Source organism: Catenovulum sp. SX2, assembly GCF_052056295.1.
Classification (GTDB): Bacteria; Pseudomonadota; Gammaproteobacteria; order Enterobacterales; family Alteromonadaceae; genus Catenovulum.
Window position 1 is genome coordinate 1,713,392 of record NZ_CP182493.1, and the last position, 14,597, is coordinate 1,727,988.

The following is a 14,597-nucleotide window of genomic DNA, read 5'->3' on the forward strand; positions in this document are numbered from 1 at the left end:
GGGAACAAAGTAGAGCTGCCATCTGTGAGGAAGCTCTACCATTTGGTAATTACTTCATCACCACAGTGACATCATCAATTGATACAACACCTATTTCAGCGCCCATATCAAACAGCACTCGGCTGTTGTCGTCACCAAAACCATCGGCAACTATGTCGTAAGTAAATGTTTGCCAATCTGTAGTTAGCGATACAGTTTCTGTTATGTTGGTCCATGGATCATGGTTTAAACCTAAACCTACAAGCATAGTGCGAGCACGGTCTGATTTTGCTTGGAATGACACTGTATAAGTCGCACCAGGAGTAATAGTCATAACTTGGCTAATGTTGACATCCCAAGGGTTACCCGCCGCAGTTACATCAACTTGGTAGAAAGAGTTTGCACCTTCTGTCACTATATTGACGTCAAAAATTGAGTTTAACCAATGGTCGACTGAATCAAATGTGCCGTTGCAGATAGGGACAGCACAGACTGCAGCATTGTCATCACTTGTATCATCACCAGAGTTGTCATTGCCAGTGTCGTCACCAGCAGCCGGTACACTGCCTGCGCCATTGTATATTTTGGCATTGTCAATTCGATAAACAGCGCCGTTGCCTTTGCCCCAATCAGGGAAAACCATTACAACGTCAATTGCCGAGGTATCTAAGCCTAAGTTAGCTAATTCAGACAAGGTAAAGGTATAGGTTTGCCATTGACCAACCACTGGTGCTGCACCTTCAACAGAGTCTGTTAACGCTACTTGTACCGCTTCCGATGCTGAATTACTTTCAATCTTGAATTGCCATGTTGCACTAGCATCCGTCGGCGCACTGGTGACTTTCATATCAAATTGAACGACACCTGTATCTTCAATTGACGCAGCATTAAATGAGATACCGCTACCTGTAGCTGGCTTAAAGCCCATAACAGTTTCTGTCGCACCTATGCTGAATTCAATTGCTGTGTTGTGCTCAGCGTCATCTGTGACTTCAAGCGGTGTTGAACCACCACAACAATCCCAAGGAGCCCATTCAAGGTTGGCGCCATCAGTAAATAACACTAATTCAGGAGACTCTGCACCATCACCGACAACAAAGTTATCAACTCGGTACACTGCACCTTCACCTTGGCCCCAAGCTGGGAAGATCATAAATACATCGATAGCAGAAGAGTCTAAACCTGCATCTTCTAACTGTTTTATAGTAAATGTGTAGTGTTGCCATTGACCCACTGGCGGTGTTACGCCTTCAAGGCTGTCTGCAAAACTGATTGTCGCAGCTGTGCTGTTATTGTCACTTTCAACTTTTAACAACCAATCAACCACACCTGCATTTGGCGCAGATAAAAGTTTTAAGTCAAACTCAACTGTGCCATTTTCCGATTTTGAACTGGCGTTATATGGTTGCGGCGCAGCGGCATTACGTGTAATAAAGCCCATTACAGTTGGAGTAGCACCTATCGCGAATTCAGCAGTCGCGCCATAGGTTGCGTCGGCATCTGTTTCCACCATAGGTGTGGTGCCACCACAACAATCCCACAATGGCCAAGTTGGATTTTCACCATCGGCAAATACCACTAAATCAGCTGCTGGTGTATCGTCTACATTAATTTTTGGTGGTGTTGGTGCCATACCCTCAACTAGTGTGTCACCGCCAAAATATTCAGGAGTGAAAGTACCACATCCTTTACCTGTTGATGGACTCACCGAGCATTGATATACACGTACGTAATCAACAATTAGTGGATTACCTTCAGCAAACGCAGATGGGTCAACCCCTTTTTCATCTGTATGTGGGTTTTTATATGAATCTTTAATTCCATCAACCCAGTCACCACCCACTGCATTATTCAGCAATAAATGGAAATCTTGATCAAATGGTGCTGATGTATAGTTGTCTTTGATCTGACCATACGGATCATAATCTTCTGTGTACCAACCTTTATGCGCTAAAGCTGGGTTACCATCACTTTTGTAGCGAATTTCAGATTTACGCTGAGTTGCGTACAAAATATCATCAACATACCAACGAATTTCACCTTCTTCCCATTCAATTGCATACGTATGAAATTCATCTGCAGGGTTAGCGTCAGTGTCAATTGATGTACCTGAGTGATGGTGACCAAAAGTAACAGCTTTATCATGTTGGTGCGCGCCATCTACCACTGCCGCCATACGCGCATAGTGAATGGTGCCATGTATTGTGCTGTCTATACTGTCATCTGCTTTAACCGCTTTGGTGTTGACCCCTTCAAAAATGTCAATTTCACCAGAGTTTGGCCAACCGCCATACACATTGTCAGTTGGTAACATCCAACCAGCGGGGAAAGTCCCTTGACCAGCAGGTAATTTGGCGCGAATTTCAAAACGGCCATAAGTCCAGTCACCTTTATCTTTGGTATTTAGGCGTGCGGATGTGTAGCCTTTTTCATTATCTAAGCCTTCTTCAGCCATTGCCACTAGGTACAATAAACCGTCTTGTACATAAGAGTTTTTGGCATCGTCGGTATAACATTGCTGCTCGTTATTACCACCACCACTACAATTAACTTCATGTGTCCATTTAGTGCTGTCTATTTCGGTACCGTCGAATTCGTCTGCCCAAACTAGCTGCCAGTTTGAATTTTTTTCTGTTATATCTGGAGCGGTAAAGTCAGATTCAGTTGTTACGTCTTGCGTACAACCTAGTATTAAAGTGCTCGATGTGACAGCCAAACCATATTTGACTAACCGAGCTAACTTATTTCGGTTAGGTAATTGTGTTGCCATAGGTATCCCCATAATTATTGTTGATGATTATTCAATCATTAAAAACAATTGTAATCGCTTACAAACCTCATTTAGTGCTGTTACAATCAATTAAAGCACCAAAACAATTAATACTTTTTTAACACACCATTTTCTTTTATACATACAAAATGAGACAAAATGGGATAAACGCAAGTTAAAATGGATAATTAACTGAGCAACGGATGTACTCGCTTACATTTATTTTTAGCTAATTTGCAACTAAGTTTTATTTAGTTGATTGATAGAGGGTCTACCACTAGTGTCGCAAGCAAATACGATAATTCAGGCAATGGAACAAAGTGAGCAGGTAAAAGCTGTTGATGTCAGCCAGCTTATTCAACATAAACTCGGCAACGCACCTGCCGTTTTATTTCGCTATTGCCAAGTCGGTTTTTGGGTATTTAGCTGCTTTATTAGCTACACCACGCTAACCCTTTGGTATGGTCAATACGACATAGCGCATTTCTCACATATTATTGTTCAAGCTGTTTTTGGTTTAGCTTTGAGCTTGTTGTTACAAAAAGCCTTTTTATGGAGCTGGCACAAAGGCAATTGGTTTAGGCTGGCTTATTCATTTGTACTTGTGGTCATTGTTTCTTTGCTGTGGACTGTTGTGCGTATGCTGGCGTTTATGCACATGACTGACGAGCCTGATATTTGGTGGAATTTTGGTGGTTGGTATTTCACCGGTATTTTTATTTTTTCTTGTTGGAGTGCAATGTTTTATGGCGTGGTTTATTACCAGTTGTTGCAAGTAGAGCACAAAATATTATTAGAAACTGAAGCTAAATCGAAAGCAGAACATTTAAAGCGTGTTGAAGCACAAAACATAGCGCGAGAAGCCCAATTAAAAATGCTGCGCTATCAACTAAACCCACATTTTTTATCTAACAGCTTAAATGCAATTAACTCGTTAATTGAAGCGCAAGAAAACAATAAAGCACAAAAAATGGTGGTCAATTTAAGCCGTTTTTTGCGTTATTCGTTGGACAATGATCCTGATGCTAAAGTCAGTTTAGCGCAAGAAATAGACACACTAAAACTCTATCTACAAATTGAAAAAGTGCGTTTTGGCGACAGGTTGGAATTTGATTTCAACATAGATGAAGAGGCTAACCGAGCCTTGATCCCAAGTTTGATTTTACAACCTATAGTCGAAAATTCGATGAAACATGCAATCGCCAAAAATGAAGATGGCGGCACAATTAATTTAACCGCTAAGGTTAAAGACAATTGCCTTTTACTGCAGTTGTCTGATACAGGCTCGGGCTTAGCAGAAGCTGTGGACCAATCCGCTTTTGATCAACCTAGAGGTGTAGGTTTACGCAATATTAAACAGCGTTTAGCAACACTTTACCCTGAAGATTACACATTTGAATTAAAACAATTAGATACCGGCGGTTTGCTCGCGCAAATTAGCGTGCCATATCAAATTTAATCGAGGCAAATATGCATAATATTAAAACCATTATTGTTGACGATGAACCACTCGCGTTAAGTTTGATTAAAGCTAAGTTGTCTAAACATCCACAAATTAATATTGTTGCCGAATGTCAAAATGGCCGTAAAGCGCTGGAGAAAATTCAGCAACATGCGCCCGATTTAGTTTTTTTAGACATTGAAATGCCCGGGCTAAATGGCTTTGATGTGATTCAAAAAATTCAAAATGACCTGATGCCGCTAATTGTATTTACCACGGCTTACGATCAATACGCGTTAAATGCCTTTGATGTAAATGCAGTCGATTATATTTTAAAACCCATTGATGAAGAGCACATTCAACGCGCCGTTGAGCGTGCCACGAGCCGTTTGCAAAACGTGGAAGATGATAATCAGCAAAAATCGAAAATCATAGGGGCGTTACAGTCGATTAAAGCCTCTGGCGAACACAAAATAGTCATTAAAGATGGTGATGAAATTACTTTAGTCAACCAACAGCAAATAGAATGGATTGACGCAGCGGGCGACTATTGTTGTATTCACGCTCAAGGCAAAACTCATATCAAGCGTTCAACTATATCGGCTATGTTAGATGAATTAGATCCGAGCATTTTTAAACGCGTACACAGATCGACCATAATCAATTTAACTTGTATCGATAAAGTCACCCCACTGCCCAAAGGTGAATTTTATGTGCATATAGGCGACAACGAACAAGTAAAAGTCAGCCGCACTTATAAAGATGTGGTGAAGGATTATTTGCAGTAGTTTATTTCCCAAGCCCAATAAAGTATTATCATACAACAATAAATTTAAGGGTAAGGAATGCAAATGTTTAAATTGATTCAATTATCAACCATTGCAGGAAAAGGAATATTAGCCGGATTTGGCTTAGGTTCAATCAGTTATGTAGTATTTTTTATGTCGCTAAATACCAACAATCAGCAAGCCTTTAACACAGCTGCTTATGTTGCCCTATTAGCGGGCGGGCTGTGTTTATTTATTGCGTTAAAAAAGCGCCTATAGAAACCCACGTCTATAGGCGCAAAGGGAGTTGTTACCAAACACAGTAACAAATGCATCCTTGCTACACAGTTAAACAACCATAAAGGTACTGCTCTTTATTGGCATGAGATGTTTGATTCACCTTCTGGTTTAGCCAACAATTTAACCGCAGCAAAACTTAGCTGCAATGGTTGGTCTGTTGCTAAACTAAAGGGGGTAAACACCTTGCCAAAATCGGTTCCTGCTTTTGCAAAACAAGCCAAATCTATTCGTAATGTCTGCCACTGGCCTTGAGTATAGTTAGCTAAAGTTGGTGCTATATTCAGTTTGCCATCACACTCGCCGGCACAATTCATTGCTAACCAAACGTTTGCTGGTATTTGGCTATCAACTCGAATATCCAACTGCATTACCCCATTTGCTTCAGTGTAGGCACGTAAATCATCTGGGAATGGAGCACCTAAAGACACATCAGCCTGTCCGCCAGTCCAAGTTACTTGGCGAGCGTCTTCTTGCACATATTTGTCTATGCTTCTAATTTGAATTTTATCTAAACTCACAATTTTAGAATCAACCGCTTTGCGCTCCGTTGCTGTACCTATGGTTAAAGCCCATGGCGCTTGTGCACTGCGCTCAAAAATCGCGTATTCAGCTAATTTGCTATCAGGGTTGCTGCCCGCAACTTCTGACAAATCACTTGCCAGTACATTTTTATCAGCATAAGTTAAACCGAAACCATACGGCAGCAAAGGTTGGTAATCTTCATCACCGACATTAACAGGGCCTTGATCTGCGAACGCTGGCCATGAGTATGACAACTTACCAGTAAAGTCGTAACGTACGTTAGCGCTTTCATCAGTAAATAAAACATCGGCAACACCAGCACCTTCAGAGCCTGGCAACCAAGCTGCTACAAATGCATCAGATGCATTCAGTTCTGGGTTTACCCACATAGGTCGACCACTAATAAATACGGATACCACAGGTATGCCTTGTGCTTTTAGTTTACGCAACAAAGCTAAATCAGTTTTGTTGCCACGCTGATATTCAAGGTTACTGACATCACCATTGCCTTCGGCATATGGCTCTTCACCAAATACCACAATAGCGACATCAGGTTTATGGCTGAAACTACCATCTACACTTAAGTTAGCTTTACCACCAGCGGCTTTAACCGTTTGTTCAATACCATCCCAAATTGAGCTGCCACCAGGGAAGTCTTCATTAGAATTACCTGTACCTTGCCAGCTAATGGTCCAACCGCCTGATTGTTTGCCAATATTGTCGGCACCATCACCAGCCACTAATACGTTCATAGTAGGTTTCAACGGCAAGATATTTTGTTGGTTTTTTAATAACACTAAACTTTGACGTACAGCTTTACGCGCAACTTCTCTGTGCTCTGGTGCACCAATCAACTCTGATTTACCTGCTAATGGGCGATTAGCCGGAGATGGTTTGTCGAATAAACCTGCGCGTACTTTTACGCGCAAAATACGCGTAACTGCATCATCTAAACGCTGTTGGCTAATCACACCTGCTTTTACTTGAGCCACTACATTGTCGTACAAAACTTTCCATTCATTTGGCGCCATGTATACATCTAAACCGGCATTCATAGCATCTGGGCAGTTGTCATTCGTACAGCCTTTAATTTGCCCATGACCACTCCAGTCACCCACAACAAATCCATCAAAACCCATTTTGTCTTTTAGAACATCGGTTAAGAAATATTTGTTGCCGTGCATTTTAACGCCGTGCCAGCTATTGAATGAAGCCATAACCGACTGTGCACCAGCAGCTATGCCAGACACATAACCTTGGGCATGTAGATCAAATAAAGCTTGTTCGCTGTCGATGTTATTGCCTTGGTCATCACCATCAACCGTGCCGCCGTCACCTAAAAAGTGTTTAACAGTAGAGATGACTCGACGTTCACTTAAAAAGTCAGCGTTGGCTGGCCCTTGTAAACCTTCAACGATTGAGCGCGCATAGTCGTGAACAATTTTAGGATCTTCCGAATAACCTTCATAAGTGCGCCCCCATCTATCATCACGCACTACAGCAACAGTTGGTGCAAAGACCCAATCTATGCCAGTAGCCATTACCTCTTTTGCTGTAGCTTCGGCAATTTCTCGAATCAATTCAGGATCATGTGCCGCACCTAAACCTATGTTATGAGGAAATAAAGTCGCGCCAATCACATTATTGTGACCGTGCACTGCGTCTGTGCCCCACATGGTTGGAATACTTGAACCGTCAATTGAGTCATCAACTGATGCTTGATATAAATCTTCTGCAAGTTTTATCCAATCAGCTGGGGTTGCATGTTTATTCGCACCAGGGAAAGAGCCACCACCATTTAGGTATGAACCAAACCCATATTTGCGCATATCTTCAACACTAATAGAGCCAATTTCAGGCTGAATGGTTTGCGCGACCTTTTGTTCAATGGTCATGCCAGCTAAAATTTTCGCGACTTGCGCTTCAACTTGTGGGTCTTGTTTCACGGCAATATCTAATTTTGGCCAAATAGACAAATCGCCTTGGCGTGGATCTATAGGTTTATCAACCTGTGATGATTGCGTGTTTTGACAGCCCGCTATGGTTAATAATCCGACACTACTCATAAGAGCAATCCCCAATTTAATTTTGCGACTAACAGTCGATAGTTCGATAACTTTCATAACCTCTTTACCCTAGCTCAGATAAGAATTGTGTTTTTAAACATATTTGCAACAATATAGTGTAAGCGCTTTCAAACCGCAAGCAAAAGGTTATAAATATTGATCAAAAAAATATCGACCATTTTTTAACCAAACTCTTGCAATAATATTATTAGCCTGTATAGTGCGCGTCTCCCAGCCCATGGCTTTTTCCTAACAAGCACTCGAGCTTGTTCTTGTCGGCGGTTTAATCTGCCCATGTAAAAGTCGCGCTGGTTTAGTAGAGGTAGTCGCGCTGCCAGTGTGAAAGGTATATTCCACCTAAAATTGAGCAATTGTGTGTTAAGCAAATATGTAATGCTTAATCAAAACACATCACTCCACAGAGTTTTGAACAGCTGTGTTTAGTCCAGTGTCCTGCGCCTTATACCCAAGCAAAATTTGGGTTATTACCTCATCGACAATTTGATGATGAAACTAGAGTAGTTATATGCAAAAAAATGAATCTACAGTTCTATTTAACGAACTGGGTTTGCCTGCACCTGTATTGCAAGCAATTGAAGAATTAGGCTTTTCTCAACCAACCCCTATCCAAGCACAGTCAATTCCTGCGTTATTAGAAGGTAACGACATTCTAGGTGAGGCGCAAACGGGTACTGGTAAAACCGCAGCATTCGGTTTACCACTCTTAAGCAAAATTGATGCAAATGTACGTGAAACACAAATGTTAGTTGTGTGCCCTACACGTGAACTTGCAATTCAGGTTGCTGAAGCGGTTACAGATTTTGCTAAACACATGCGCGGCGTACGTGTAGCAACTGTTTATGGTGGTCAGTCATACACGCCACAAATTCGTGATTTAAAAGCAGGCCCACAAATTGTTGTTGGTACACCTGGTCGTTTAATGGATCACATTGATAAAGGTCGTTTAAAATTAGACGGTTTACGCGCTTGTGTATTAGATGAAGCAGACGAAATGTTAAACATGGGTTTCTTGGAAGATATCCAATGGATCCTTGAGCACGTGCCAGACAATACCCAAATGGCATTTTTCTCAGCAACTATGCCACCAGCGATCAAAAAAGTAACTCAACAGTTCTTAAAAGATCCTGTACACGTAAAAATTGCTGCAGTAAAACAAGCAAAAGCAAATATCAGCCAACGTGCATGGCGCGTTAGCAAAATTGGCAAAACAGCTGGTTTAGAGCGTTTAGCTGAAACTTTAGAATATGATGCAATGATAGTATTCGTGCGTACACGTAACGATACTTTAACTTTAGCTGAGCACTTAATCGGTAAAGGTTTCCCTGCGGCTGCATTAAATGGTGACATGAACCAAAGCGACCGTGAGCGTATTGTTGACCAACTTAAAAATGGTCGTGTATCTATTTTAATTGCAACTGACGTTGTTGCACGTGGTCTTGACGTTCCACGTATTACTCACGTTATCAACTACGATTTACCAGCAGATTCAGAATCATACGTTCACCGTATTGGTCGTACTGGTCGTGCTGGTCGTAGCGGTGAAGCTATCTTATTCGCCAATGGTCGTGAAATGCGTACCTTGTTCCGTTTAGAGCGCGCAACTGAAGGCAAGATTGAAGACTTCAACATGCCTGATGCAAACCAACTTGGTGAAGTACGTATGAAGCGTATGCAAACTGGTTTGTCAGAAGTGATTGAAAAAACCGATTTAGGTAACTTCAGCCATGTTGTTAAGCGTTTTATCGAAGAAAACGAGTGGACAGCAGAACAACTAGCTGCAGCTTTGTTGTTTAAACAACAATTAAATCAACCATTGTTCCCACCTAAAGATCCTGTTGGCCGTGAAATGCGTGGCGACAGAAATGGCGGACGTGACGGTGGTCGCGATGGTCGTCGTGAATCACGTGGTCGTGATCGTGGTGACAGAGCTGAACGCGGTGAAAGAGGCGGTCGTGATGGTCGTCGTGAATCTCGCGGTCGTGGTGAACGCGGTGAACGTCGTAGCCAGCAAGATTTTGATACTTTCAGATTTGAAGTTGGCCGTGAGCACGGTGTAGGCCCTGGTGATATCGTTGGCGCAGTAGCAAACGAAATTAACTTAGACAGCAGCCATATTGGTCACATTAAGTTACACGATCAATACTCATACGTAGACCTACCAAAAGGCATGCCTAAAGCTGTGTTTGGTAAATTACAACGTGTAATGATCCGTAACCAAAAAATATCACCAACTATTGCAACTGAGCAAGATGTTGCGTCTGATTACACCCCACGTCGCAGAAACGAAGGTGGTGATAAAGGTGGTTTCAAACGTCGTGAGCGTCGCGCGTTTAACTAATCTTTAAATAATTCAGCTTACTGAATTATTTAAAAGCCCAGTCTATTGAAGTCACTTCAATTGATTGGGCTTTTTTGTTTCTGTTGTCTCGCCTTGGAATGTGTTAACAAACTCGTTAGCCATTCGTTCTGGCTACTAAAAATATGATGTAATCACTTTGATTTAATATTGATAGGCTAGGTGTGCGGGTTATTGCAGGTCAAACGAAAGAGTTTAGAGAAGAGGGTGAAAAAGACAGCTTGTAAGCCGGGTTCTGTATTTTACCTAAGTAAAATGGCAATCATTCGTCTAGGCCTTACATTGCTATAAGGCTCAAGCAATCTACCCGGTTCCAACGCGGGCCGCGCCAATGGAACCCTATTTGATCTTGCTCCGAGTGGAGTTTACCGTGCCACGAACTGTTACCAGCCGCGCGGTGCGCTCTTACCGCACCCTTTCACCCTTACCTGTGCTGCAAGCAGCCATCGGCGGTATACTCTCTGTTGCACTGGTCGTCGGCTCTCGCCGCCCAGACGTTATCTGGCACTCTGCCCTATGGAGCCCGGACTTTCCTCCCCCTCAAAAAATGAGGCAGCGATTGCCCAGCTGTCTTTTTCGGGCGTTATTCTACTCGAAAACAAATAAATTATCTAAGAAATTGTGATGGATGATACAAAAGGAAACATAACTCTTGTTGACAGCAAATATGATGCTGCTTACCATCCGAGTAACTCAGATTGGACAGGAAAGGAATTTCATGAAAACCTCCAGCATTTTAGCTATTTGCGCCATCGCGACTATCCTTACAAGCGGATGTGCAACTCAGCAAACCCATAAAAGCGTCAAGATTGAAAAAGTTGAAAGCCACAGTACACCTTACTATGGACCTAAATCGACCCTAGTGGTTGGCAATTTTGATAATCGCTCAACGTACATGCAAGGCATGTTTACGCAAAACTCAACGCAATTAACCAATCAGTCAAAAACCATTTTAAAAGCACATTTAACCCAAACAAATCGTTTCAAAATGGTTGATAGAGAAAATCTAGCTCAATTGAAAGAAGAAGCATCACTGATGGGGCAAAGCCTGCAATTAAAAGGTGCTAGATATATGATTACTGGCGCTGTAACAGAGTTTGGCCGTAAAAATGTTGGTGACAAACAACTATTTGGCATTTTGGGTTCAGGAAAAAGCCAGGTTGCTTACGCAAAAGTAACTTTGAACATTTTAGATGTAGTAACTTCTGAAGTTATTTATTCAACCCAAGGTGCCGGTGAGTACTCCTTAAGTGAACGAGAAGTTTTGGGTTTCGGTTCTACCGCGGGCTACGACGCAACTTTGAATGGCAAAGTATTAGACTTTGCCATTAAAGAGTGTGTAAATAGCATGGTAAAAGATCTAGAAAGTGGTGTTTTAAATGTTAGTGAATAAAACCCAAGTAAAAAACACTTTGCTAGCCTTTGTGGCTTTGCTATCGGTTGGTTGTGCAACTAAAGATAATCGCCAGTACTACTGGGGAAACTATGAAACCATTATCTACGGCCACCACCTAAAACAAGAAGATTTTCCGGCTCAAGTGCAAATTCAGCAGCTAACCAAAGACATTGAAAAAGCGCAAACGATAGGAAAACCAGTGGCTCCTGGCGTATATGCACATCTAGGAATGTTGTACGCAAATATCGGTGACCGAGACTTAGCCTTAGCAGCATTAACGAAAGAAAAAGAATTATATCCAGATTCAACCTTGTTAATTGATGGCTTAGTCACTCGGCTGAAACAACATACACAACAAACACAATAATGGATGTGACAATGAAAATTACAAAAACGATAACAGCAGTATGTATAGCCTGCCTTACCCTCTTCGTCACAGGCTGCCAAACAACAATGGCTCCTGCATACGATTACACTGCACTAAACAGTGAGAAACCTAAATCTATTTTAGTTTTACCGCCTACTAACAACACAGTAGATGTTACAGCCACCTATTCGTACCTTTCAACGGTAAGCCAACCTATTGCAGAAAAAGGATATTATGTCTTTCCTGTTTCAGTAATTGATTCTTTTTTAAAAGAGAATGGCCTGCCAACCCCGGCAGAAATGAACGCTATCCCGCTGGATAAAATTAGCGAACATATTGGTGCTGATGCGGTTCTATACGTAAATATCACAGACTGGGGACAAAAATACGTCCTATTGTCATCTAAAACCGTTGCACGCGGCCAATTACAATTAGTTTCGACTAAAACAGGTAACCTACTTTGGGATGCGCCATTTAGTTTTGAGCAAGCTTCTGATAGTGGTGGTAACGGTTTAGTCGGCGCGCTAGTAAATGCAGTGGTAACCCAAATTATTGGTTCAATTAACGACCAAACACCTCAAATTGCACGGGTAGCTAATAACATAGCCTTTAACCAAAAAAATCGCGGATTATTACCTGGACCTTATTATGTTGCACCAGTGAAGAAATAACTTGTACTTTTAAGCAGGCAGCTCTAGTGGCTTGCCTGCTTTAAAAGTAATACGCTAGTCCCAATTTAGCATCAACAAAACTCACATCTTCGATTCTTTTATATTCAAACGCATAACGAAATTGCATAGCACGGCTAAGATTAAACGCTTGACTAAACTCTAACTTGTGCTGATTTTCCAACCAGTCTTGGTCACCTCTCAGATACTTATACTGCAACACCCAACTCTGATTTTCCCCTTGATAAAAATAATTAACTTCAGGACCTGCAGCCAAATAGTATCCCTTGGGAAGTCTTGAATGCACATAAGTTTCAACGCCCGCCAAAAAACTAATACTGCCAACCAACACCTCATATGTCTGACCATAAGCGTAAGTTAAATAAGGTGAAAACGTATCATTTAGTTTTGAAAAACGTTTCCAGCCAAAATCAACTTGCCACGAATTAGACGTAAATAATCCAGTAGATGGCGACAAAGAGCGAATCCCAATTAACTTAAGTTGCTCAAACCTTAGCTGACTATCATTATCCAAGTTCAATTTAAAACTAAACATTTCAAGCTGAGAATGTGGCATATACCCAGCGGCAGGGTCTAACAAGTCATGGTAAGCCGGTCGGTATTCAATTTCTAAATAACTTTCACCGTCAAATAAGCCAATACTCGTTAATAATCGCTGAGTTGCATGCCCTTCATCATCTCTGTGTTTTGGTGAGGGTACAGAGGTAAAATTTTGCTGTACTTGCAACTTACTTCTATCTGACAACAATTGAATTGAACGCTTGCCTAAATGCGCTAGTGATGATTTTTTCTTTGCCGCAAGGTATCGGCTATAGTGATAAGCCAATTCAAGCAATTTGGCTTGTTGGCTATTAGAATAACTTTGCAAGCCAGTAATATTGTATTCTGCTTGTTCAACAATAGCCTTAGCTAACTGCAAATCATGCTCGGATATACCTGCTTGTAAATAACGCATCTGCGACAGTATAGACGGTCGATATTCCACTGACTTGACATAATCATTCTCGACTAATGCCCGAATGGTATCTGTTGGTATACTTCTATACCGAAACGAACCAAGTAAAGATATTCTCTCAGAGCTTGCATCAACCATACTCAACAATTGATAAGCACAATTTTCACTGAAAAAATAATAATCCATGTAAATATCACGCACTTCCCATATATGCCGAACAAACTGAAGTACCTCTTCCTCTGTTAAATCTAGTTCATATTCCCATATATCACGGCTTTCTAACGAGCCGTACTCAGTGACTTTTTCGTAATAAGGCATAATAGAAAATACACCCGGGTACATTCCTGCTAAGCCTTTATAACTAAATACCAATTGATTGTCATTTGGATCAGGATTTGCCGCATAGTTCACCGCATAATCCAAAAGTGCATTGTCACTAGACGTTTTTTTGATACGCAACAAGGTGTGACCATACATAGAGGATGGACTGTTCAAATATGCAGCAGGAAAAACCAAATAGATTTTTTCTGGTGATAAGGTATCACGCCATTCGCTAAATTCAGGGCAAGCTGTTTGATAATTTTTAAGTTCAGGTAGCTGCTTACTCAGCCAGTGATAACGGGCAGGAAATAAACACTGTGTTTTAACTGTTTTATTTGTTGCTAAATCCCCTTTAAAGGCAGCAACAGTAGCAACTAACTCAGCATAAGCATCGGTTTTTCCTGATGGTGAAAGAAAAAAAGCTGCGGAATCAATTTGACTTTGATTTGGTGCAATAAAACCTGCTTGATGGAAGTGTAATAAATCTAACCAATATCGTTGTTTAGCTAAATTAATAAGTTGGTCTGCGAGCGAATTAAACGAAAAGAAAAATGATAAACAAACTATCAAGCGTACAGAATATTTATGCAGCACCAGTAAATTCCATATTAAGGGCGATTGCAATCAATCGCCCTGCATTAAACAAC

At 41.3% G+C, this 14,597-nt stretch carries 10 protein-coding genes and 1 other RNA gene; 7 read left to right on the plus strand and 4 right to left on the minus strand.

Going from position 1 to position 14,597, the window contains the following annotated elements:
- Positions 1 to 49 precede the first annotated feature (49 nt).
- A complete protein-coding gene (locus ACMZOO_RS07165; RefSeq protein WP_440906012.1) occupies positions 50 to 2,749 on the minus strand; it encodes a family 16 glycosylhydrolase in 2,700 nt (899 codons plus the stop codon).
- Positions 2,750 to 3,029: 280 nt separating this feature from the next.
- Here ACMZOO_RS07165 and ACMZOO_RS07170 point away from each other — a divergent pair, with 280 nt between their 5' ends.
- The 3 genes from ACMZOO_RS07170 (at position 3,030) to ACMZOO_RS07180 (ending at position 5,236) form a co-directional block, all read left to right on the plus strand.
- On the plus strand, positions 3,030 to 4,208 hold the full coding sequence (locus ACMZOO_RS07170) for a sensor histidine kinase (protein WP_440906013.1): 1,179 nt from the start codon (positions 3,030 to 3,032) through the stop codon (positions 4,206 to 4,208).
- A gap of 11 nt (positions 4,209 to 4,219) precedes the next feature.
- Positions 4,220 to 4,978 carry a LytR/AlgR family response regulator transcription factor gene (locus ACMZOO_RS07175; protein ID WP_440906014.1) on the plus strand — a complete coding sequence of 253 codons (759 nt, stop codon included), beginning with the start codon at positions 4,220 to 4,222 and terminating at the stop codon, positions 4,976 to 4,978.
- Between the two features lie 63 nt (positions 4,979 to 5,041).
- Positions 5,042 to 5,236 (plus strand): hypothetical protein, encoded by a 195-nt coding sequence (locus ACMZOO_RS07180; protein ID WP_440906015.1) that lies wholly within the window; start codon positions 5,042 to 5,044, stop codon positions 5,234 to 5,236.
- A 95-nt stretch (positions 5,237 to 5,331) separates the two neighbouring features.
- Here ACMZOO_RS07180 and ACMZOO_RS07185 read toward each other — a convergent pair whose 3' ends face one another.
- The gene (locus ACMZOO_RS07185; RefSeq protein ID WP_440906016.1) at positions 5,332 to 7,902 is read right to left on the minus strand and encodes a glycoside hydrolase family 3 protein; all 2,571 of its coding nucleotides are present in this window, start codon (positions 7,900 to 7,902) and stop codon (positions 5,332 to 5,334) included.
- Positions 7,903 to 8,371: 469 nt separating this feature from the next.
- Between ACMZOO_RS07185 and ACMZOO_RS07190 the strand changes: the two genes are divergently transcribed.
- The gene (locus ACMZOO_RS07190; RefSeq protein WP_440906017.1) at positions 8,372 to 10,204 is read left to right on the plus strand and encodes a DEAD/DEAH box helicase; all 1,833 of its coding nucleotides are present in this window, start codon (positions 8,372 to 8,374) and stop codon (positions 10,202 to 10,204) included.
- A gap of 226 nt (positions 10,205 to 10,430) precedes the next feature.
- Here the strand turns inward: ACMZOO_RS07190 and rnpB are convergent.
- An RNA gene (rnpB, locus tag ACMZOO_RS07195) (RNase P RNA component class A) lies at positions 10,431 to 10,797 on the minus strand.
- 143 nt (positions 10,798 to 10,940) lie between these two features.
- On the opposite strand from rnpB, the gene ACMZOO_RS07200 reads away from it, so the two are divergent.
- From ACMZOO_RS07200 to ACMZOO_RS07210, 3 genes are read left to right on the plus strand one after another with little or no spacing between them, the layout of a single operon-like run.
- On the plus strand, positions 10,941 to 11,615 hold the full coding sequence (locus ACMZOO_RS07200) for a CsgG/HfaB family protein (RefSeq protein WP_440906290.1): 675 nt from the start codon (positions 10,941 to 10,943) through the stop codon (positions 11,613 to 11,615).
- The gene (locus ACMZOO_RS07205) at positions 11,602 to 11,985 is read left to right on the plus strand and encodes a DUF4810 domain-containing protein (protein WP_440906018.1); all 384 of its coding nucleotides are present in this window, start codon (positions 11,602 to 11,604) and stop codon (positions 11,983 to 11,985) included. The genes ACMZOO_RS07200 and ACMZOO_RS07205 overlap by 14 nt, the downstream gene beginning before the upstream one ends.
- An 11-nt stretch (positions 11,986 to 11,996) precedes the next feature.
- Positions 11,997 to 12,656, plus strand: a complete 660-nt coding sequence (locus ACMZOO_RS07210) for a DUF799 domain-containing protein (protein WP_440906019.1) — start codon at positions 11,997 to 11,999, stop codon at positions 12,654 to 12,656.
- A gap of 40 nt (positions 12,657 to 12,696) precedes the next feature.
- On the opposite strand, the gene ACMZOO_RS07215 is transcribed toward ACMZOO_RS07210, so the two are convergent.
- A complete protein-coding gene (locus ACMZOO_RS07215) occupies positions 12,697 to 14,544 on the minus strand; it encodes an Lnb N-terminal periplasmic domain-containing protein (protein ID WP_440906020.1) in 1,848 nt (615 codons plus the stop codon).
- Positions 14,545 to 14,597 lie beyond the last annotated feature (53 nt).

Coding starts and splice junctions, on each gene's coding strand:
- ACMZOO_RS07205 (WP_440906018.1), top strand. CDS start 11,602: ATGTTAGTGAATAAAACCCAAGTAAAAAACACTTTGCTAGCCTTTGTG.
- ACMZOO_RS07180 (WP_440906015.1), top strand. CDS start 5,042: ATGTTTAAATTGATTCAATTATCAACCATTGCAGGAAAAGGAATATTA.
- ACMZOO_RS07190 (WP_440906017.1), top strand. CDS start 8,372: ATGCAAAAAAATGAATCTACAGTTCTATTTAACGAACTGGGTTTGCCT.
- ACMZOO_RS07175 (WP_440906014.1), top strand. CDS start 4,220: ATGCATAATATTAAAACCATTATTGTTGACGATGAACCACTCGCGTTA.
- ACMZOO_RS07210 (WP_440906019.1), top strand. CDS start 11,997: ATGAAAATTACAAAAACGATAACAGCAGTATGTATAGCCTGCCTTACC.
- ACMZOO_RS07200 (WP_440906290.1), top strand. CDS start 10,941: ATGAAAACCTCCAGCATTTTAGCTATTTGCGCCATCGCGACTATCCTT.
- ACMZOO_RS07185 (WP_440906016.1), bottom strand. CDS start 7,902: ATGAAAGTTATCGAACTATCGACTGTTAGTCGCAAAATTAAATTGGGG.
- ACMZOO_RS07165 (WP_440906012.1), bottom strand. CDS start 2,749: ATGGCAACACAATTACCTAACCGAAATAAGTTAGCTCGGTTAGTCAAA.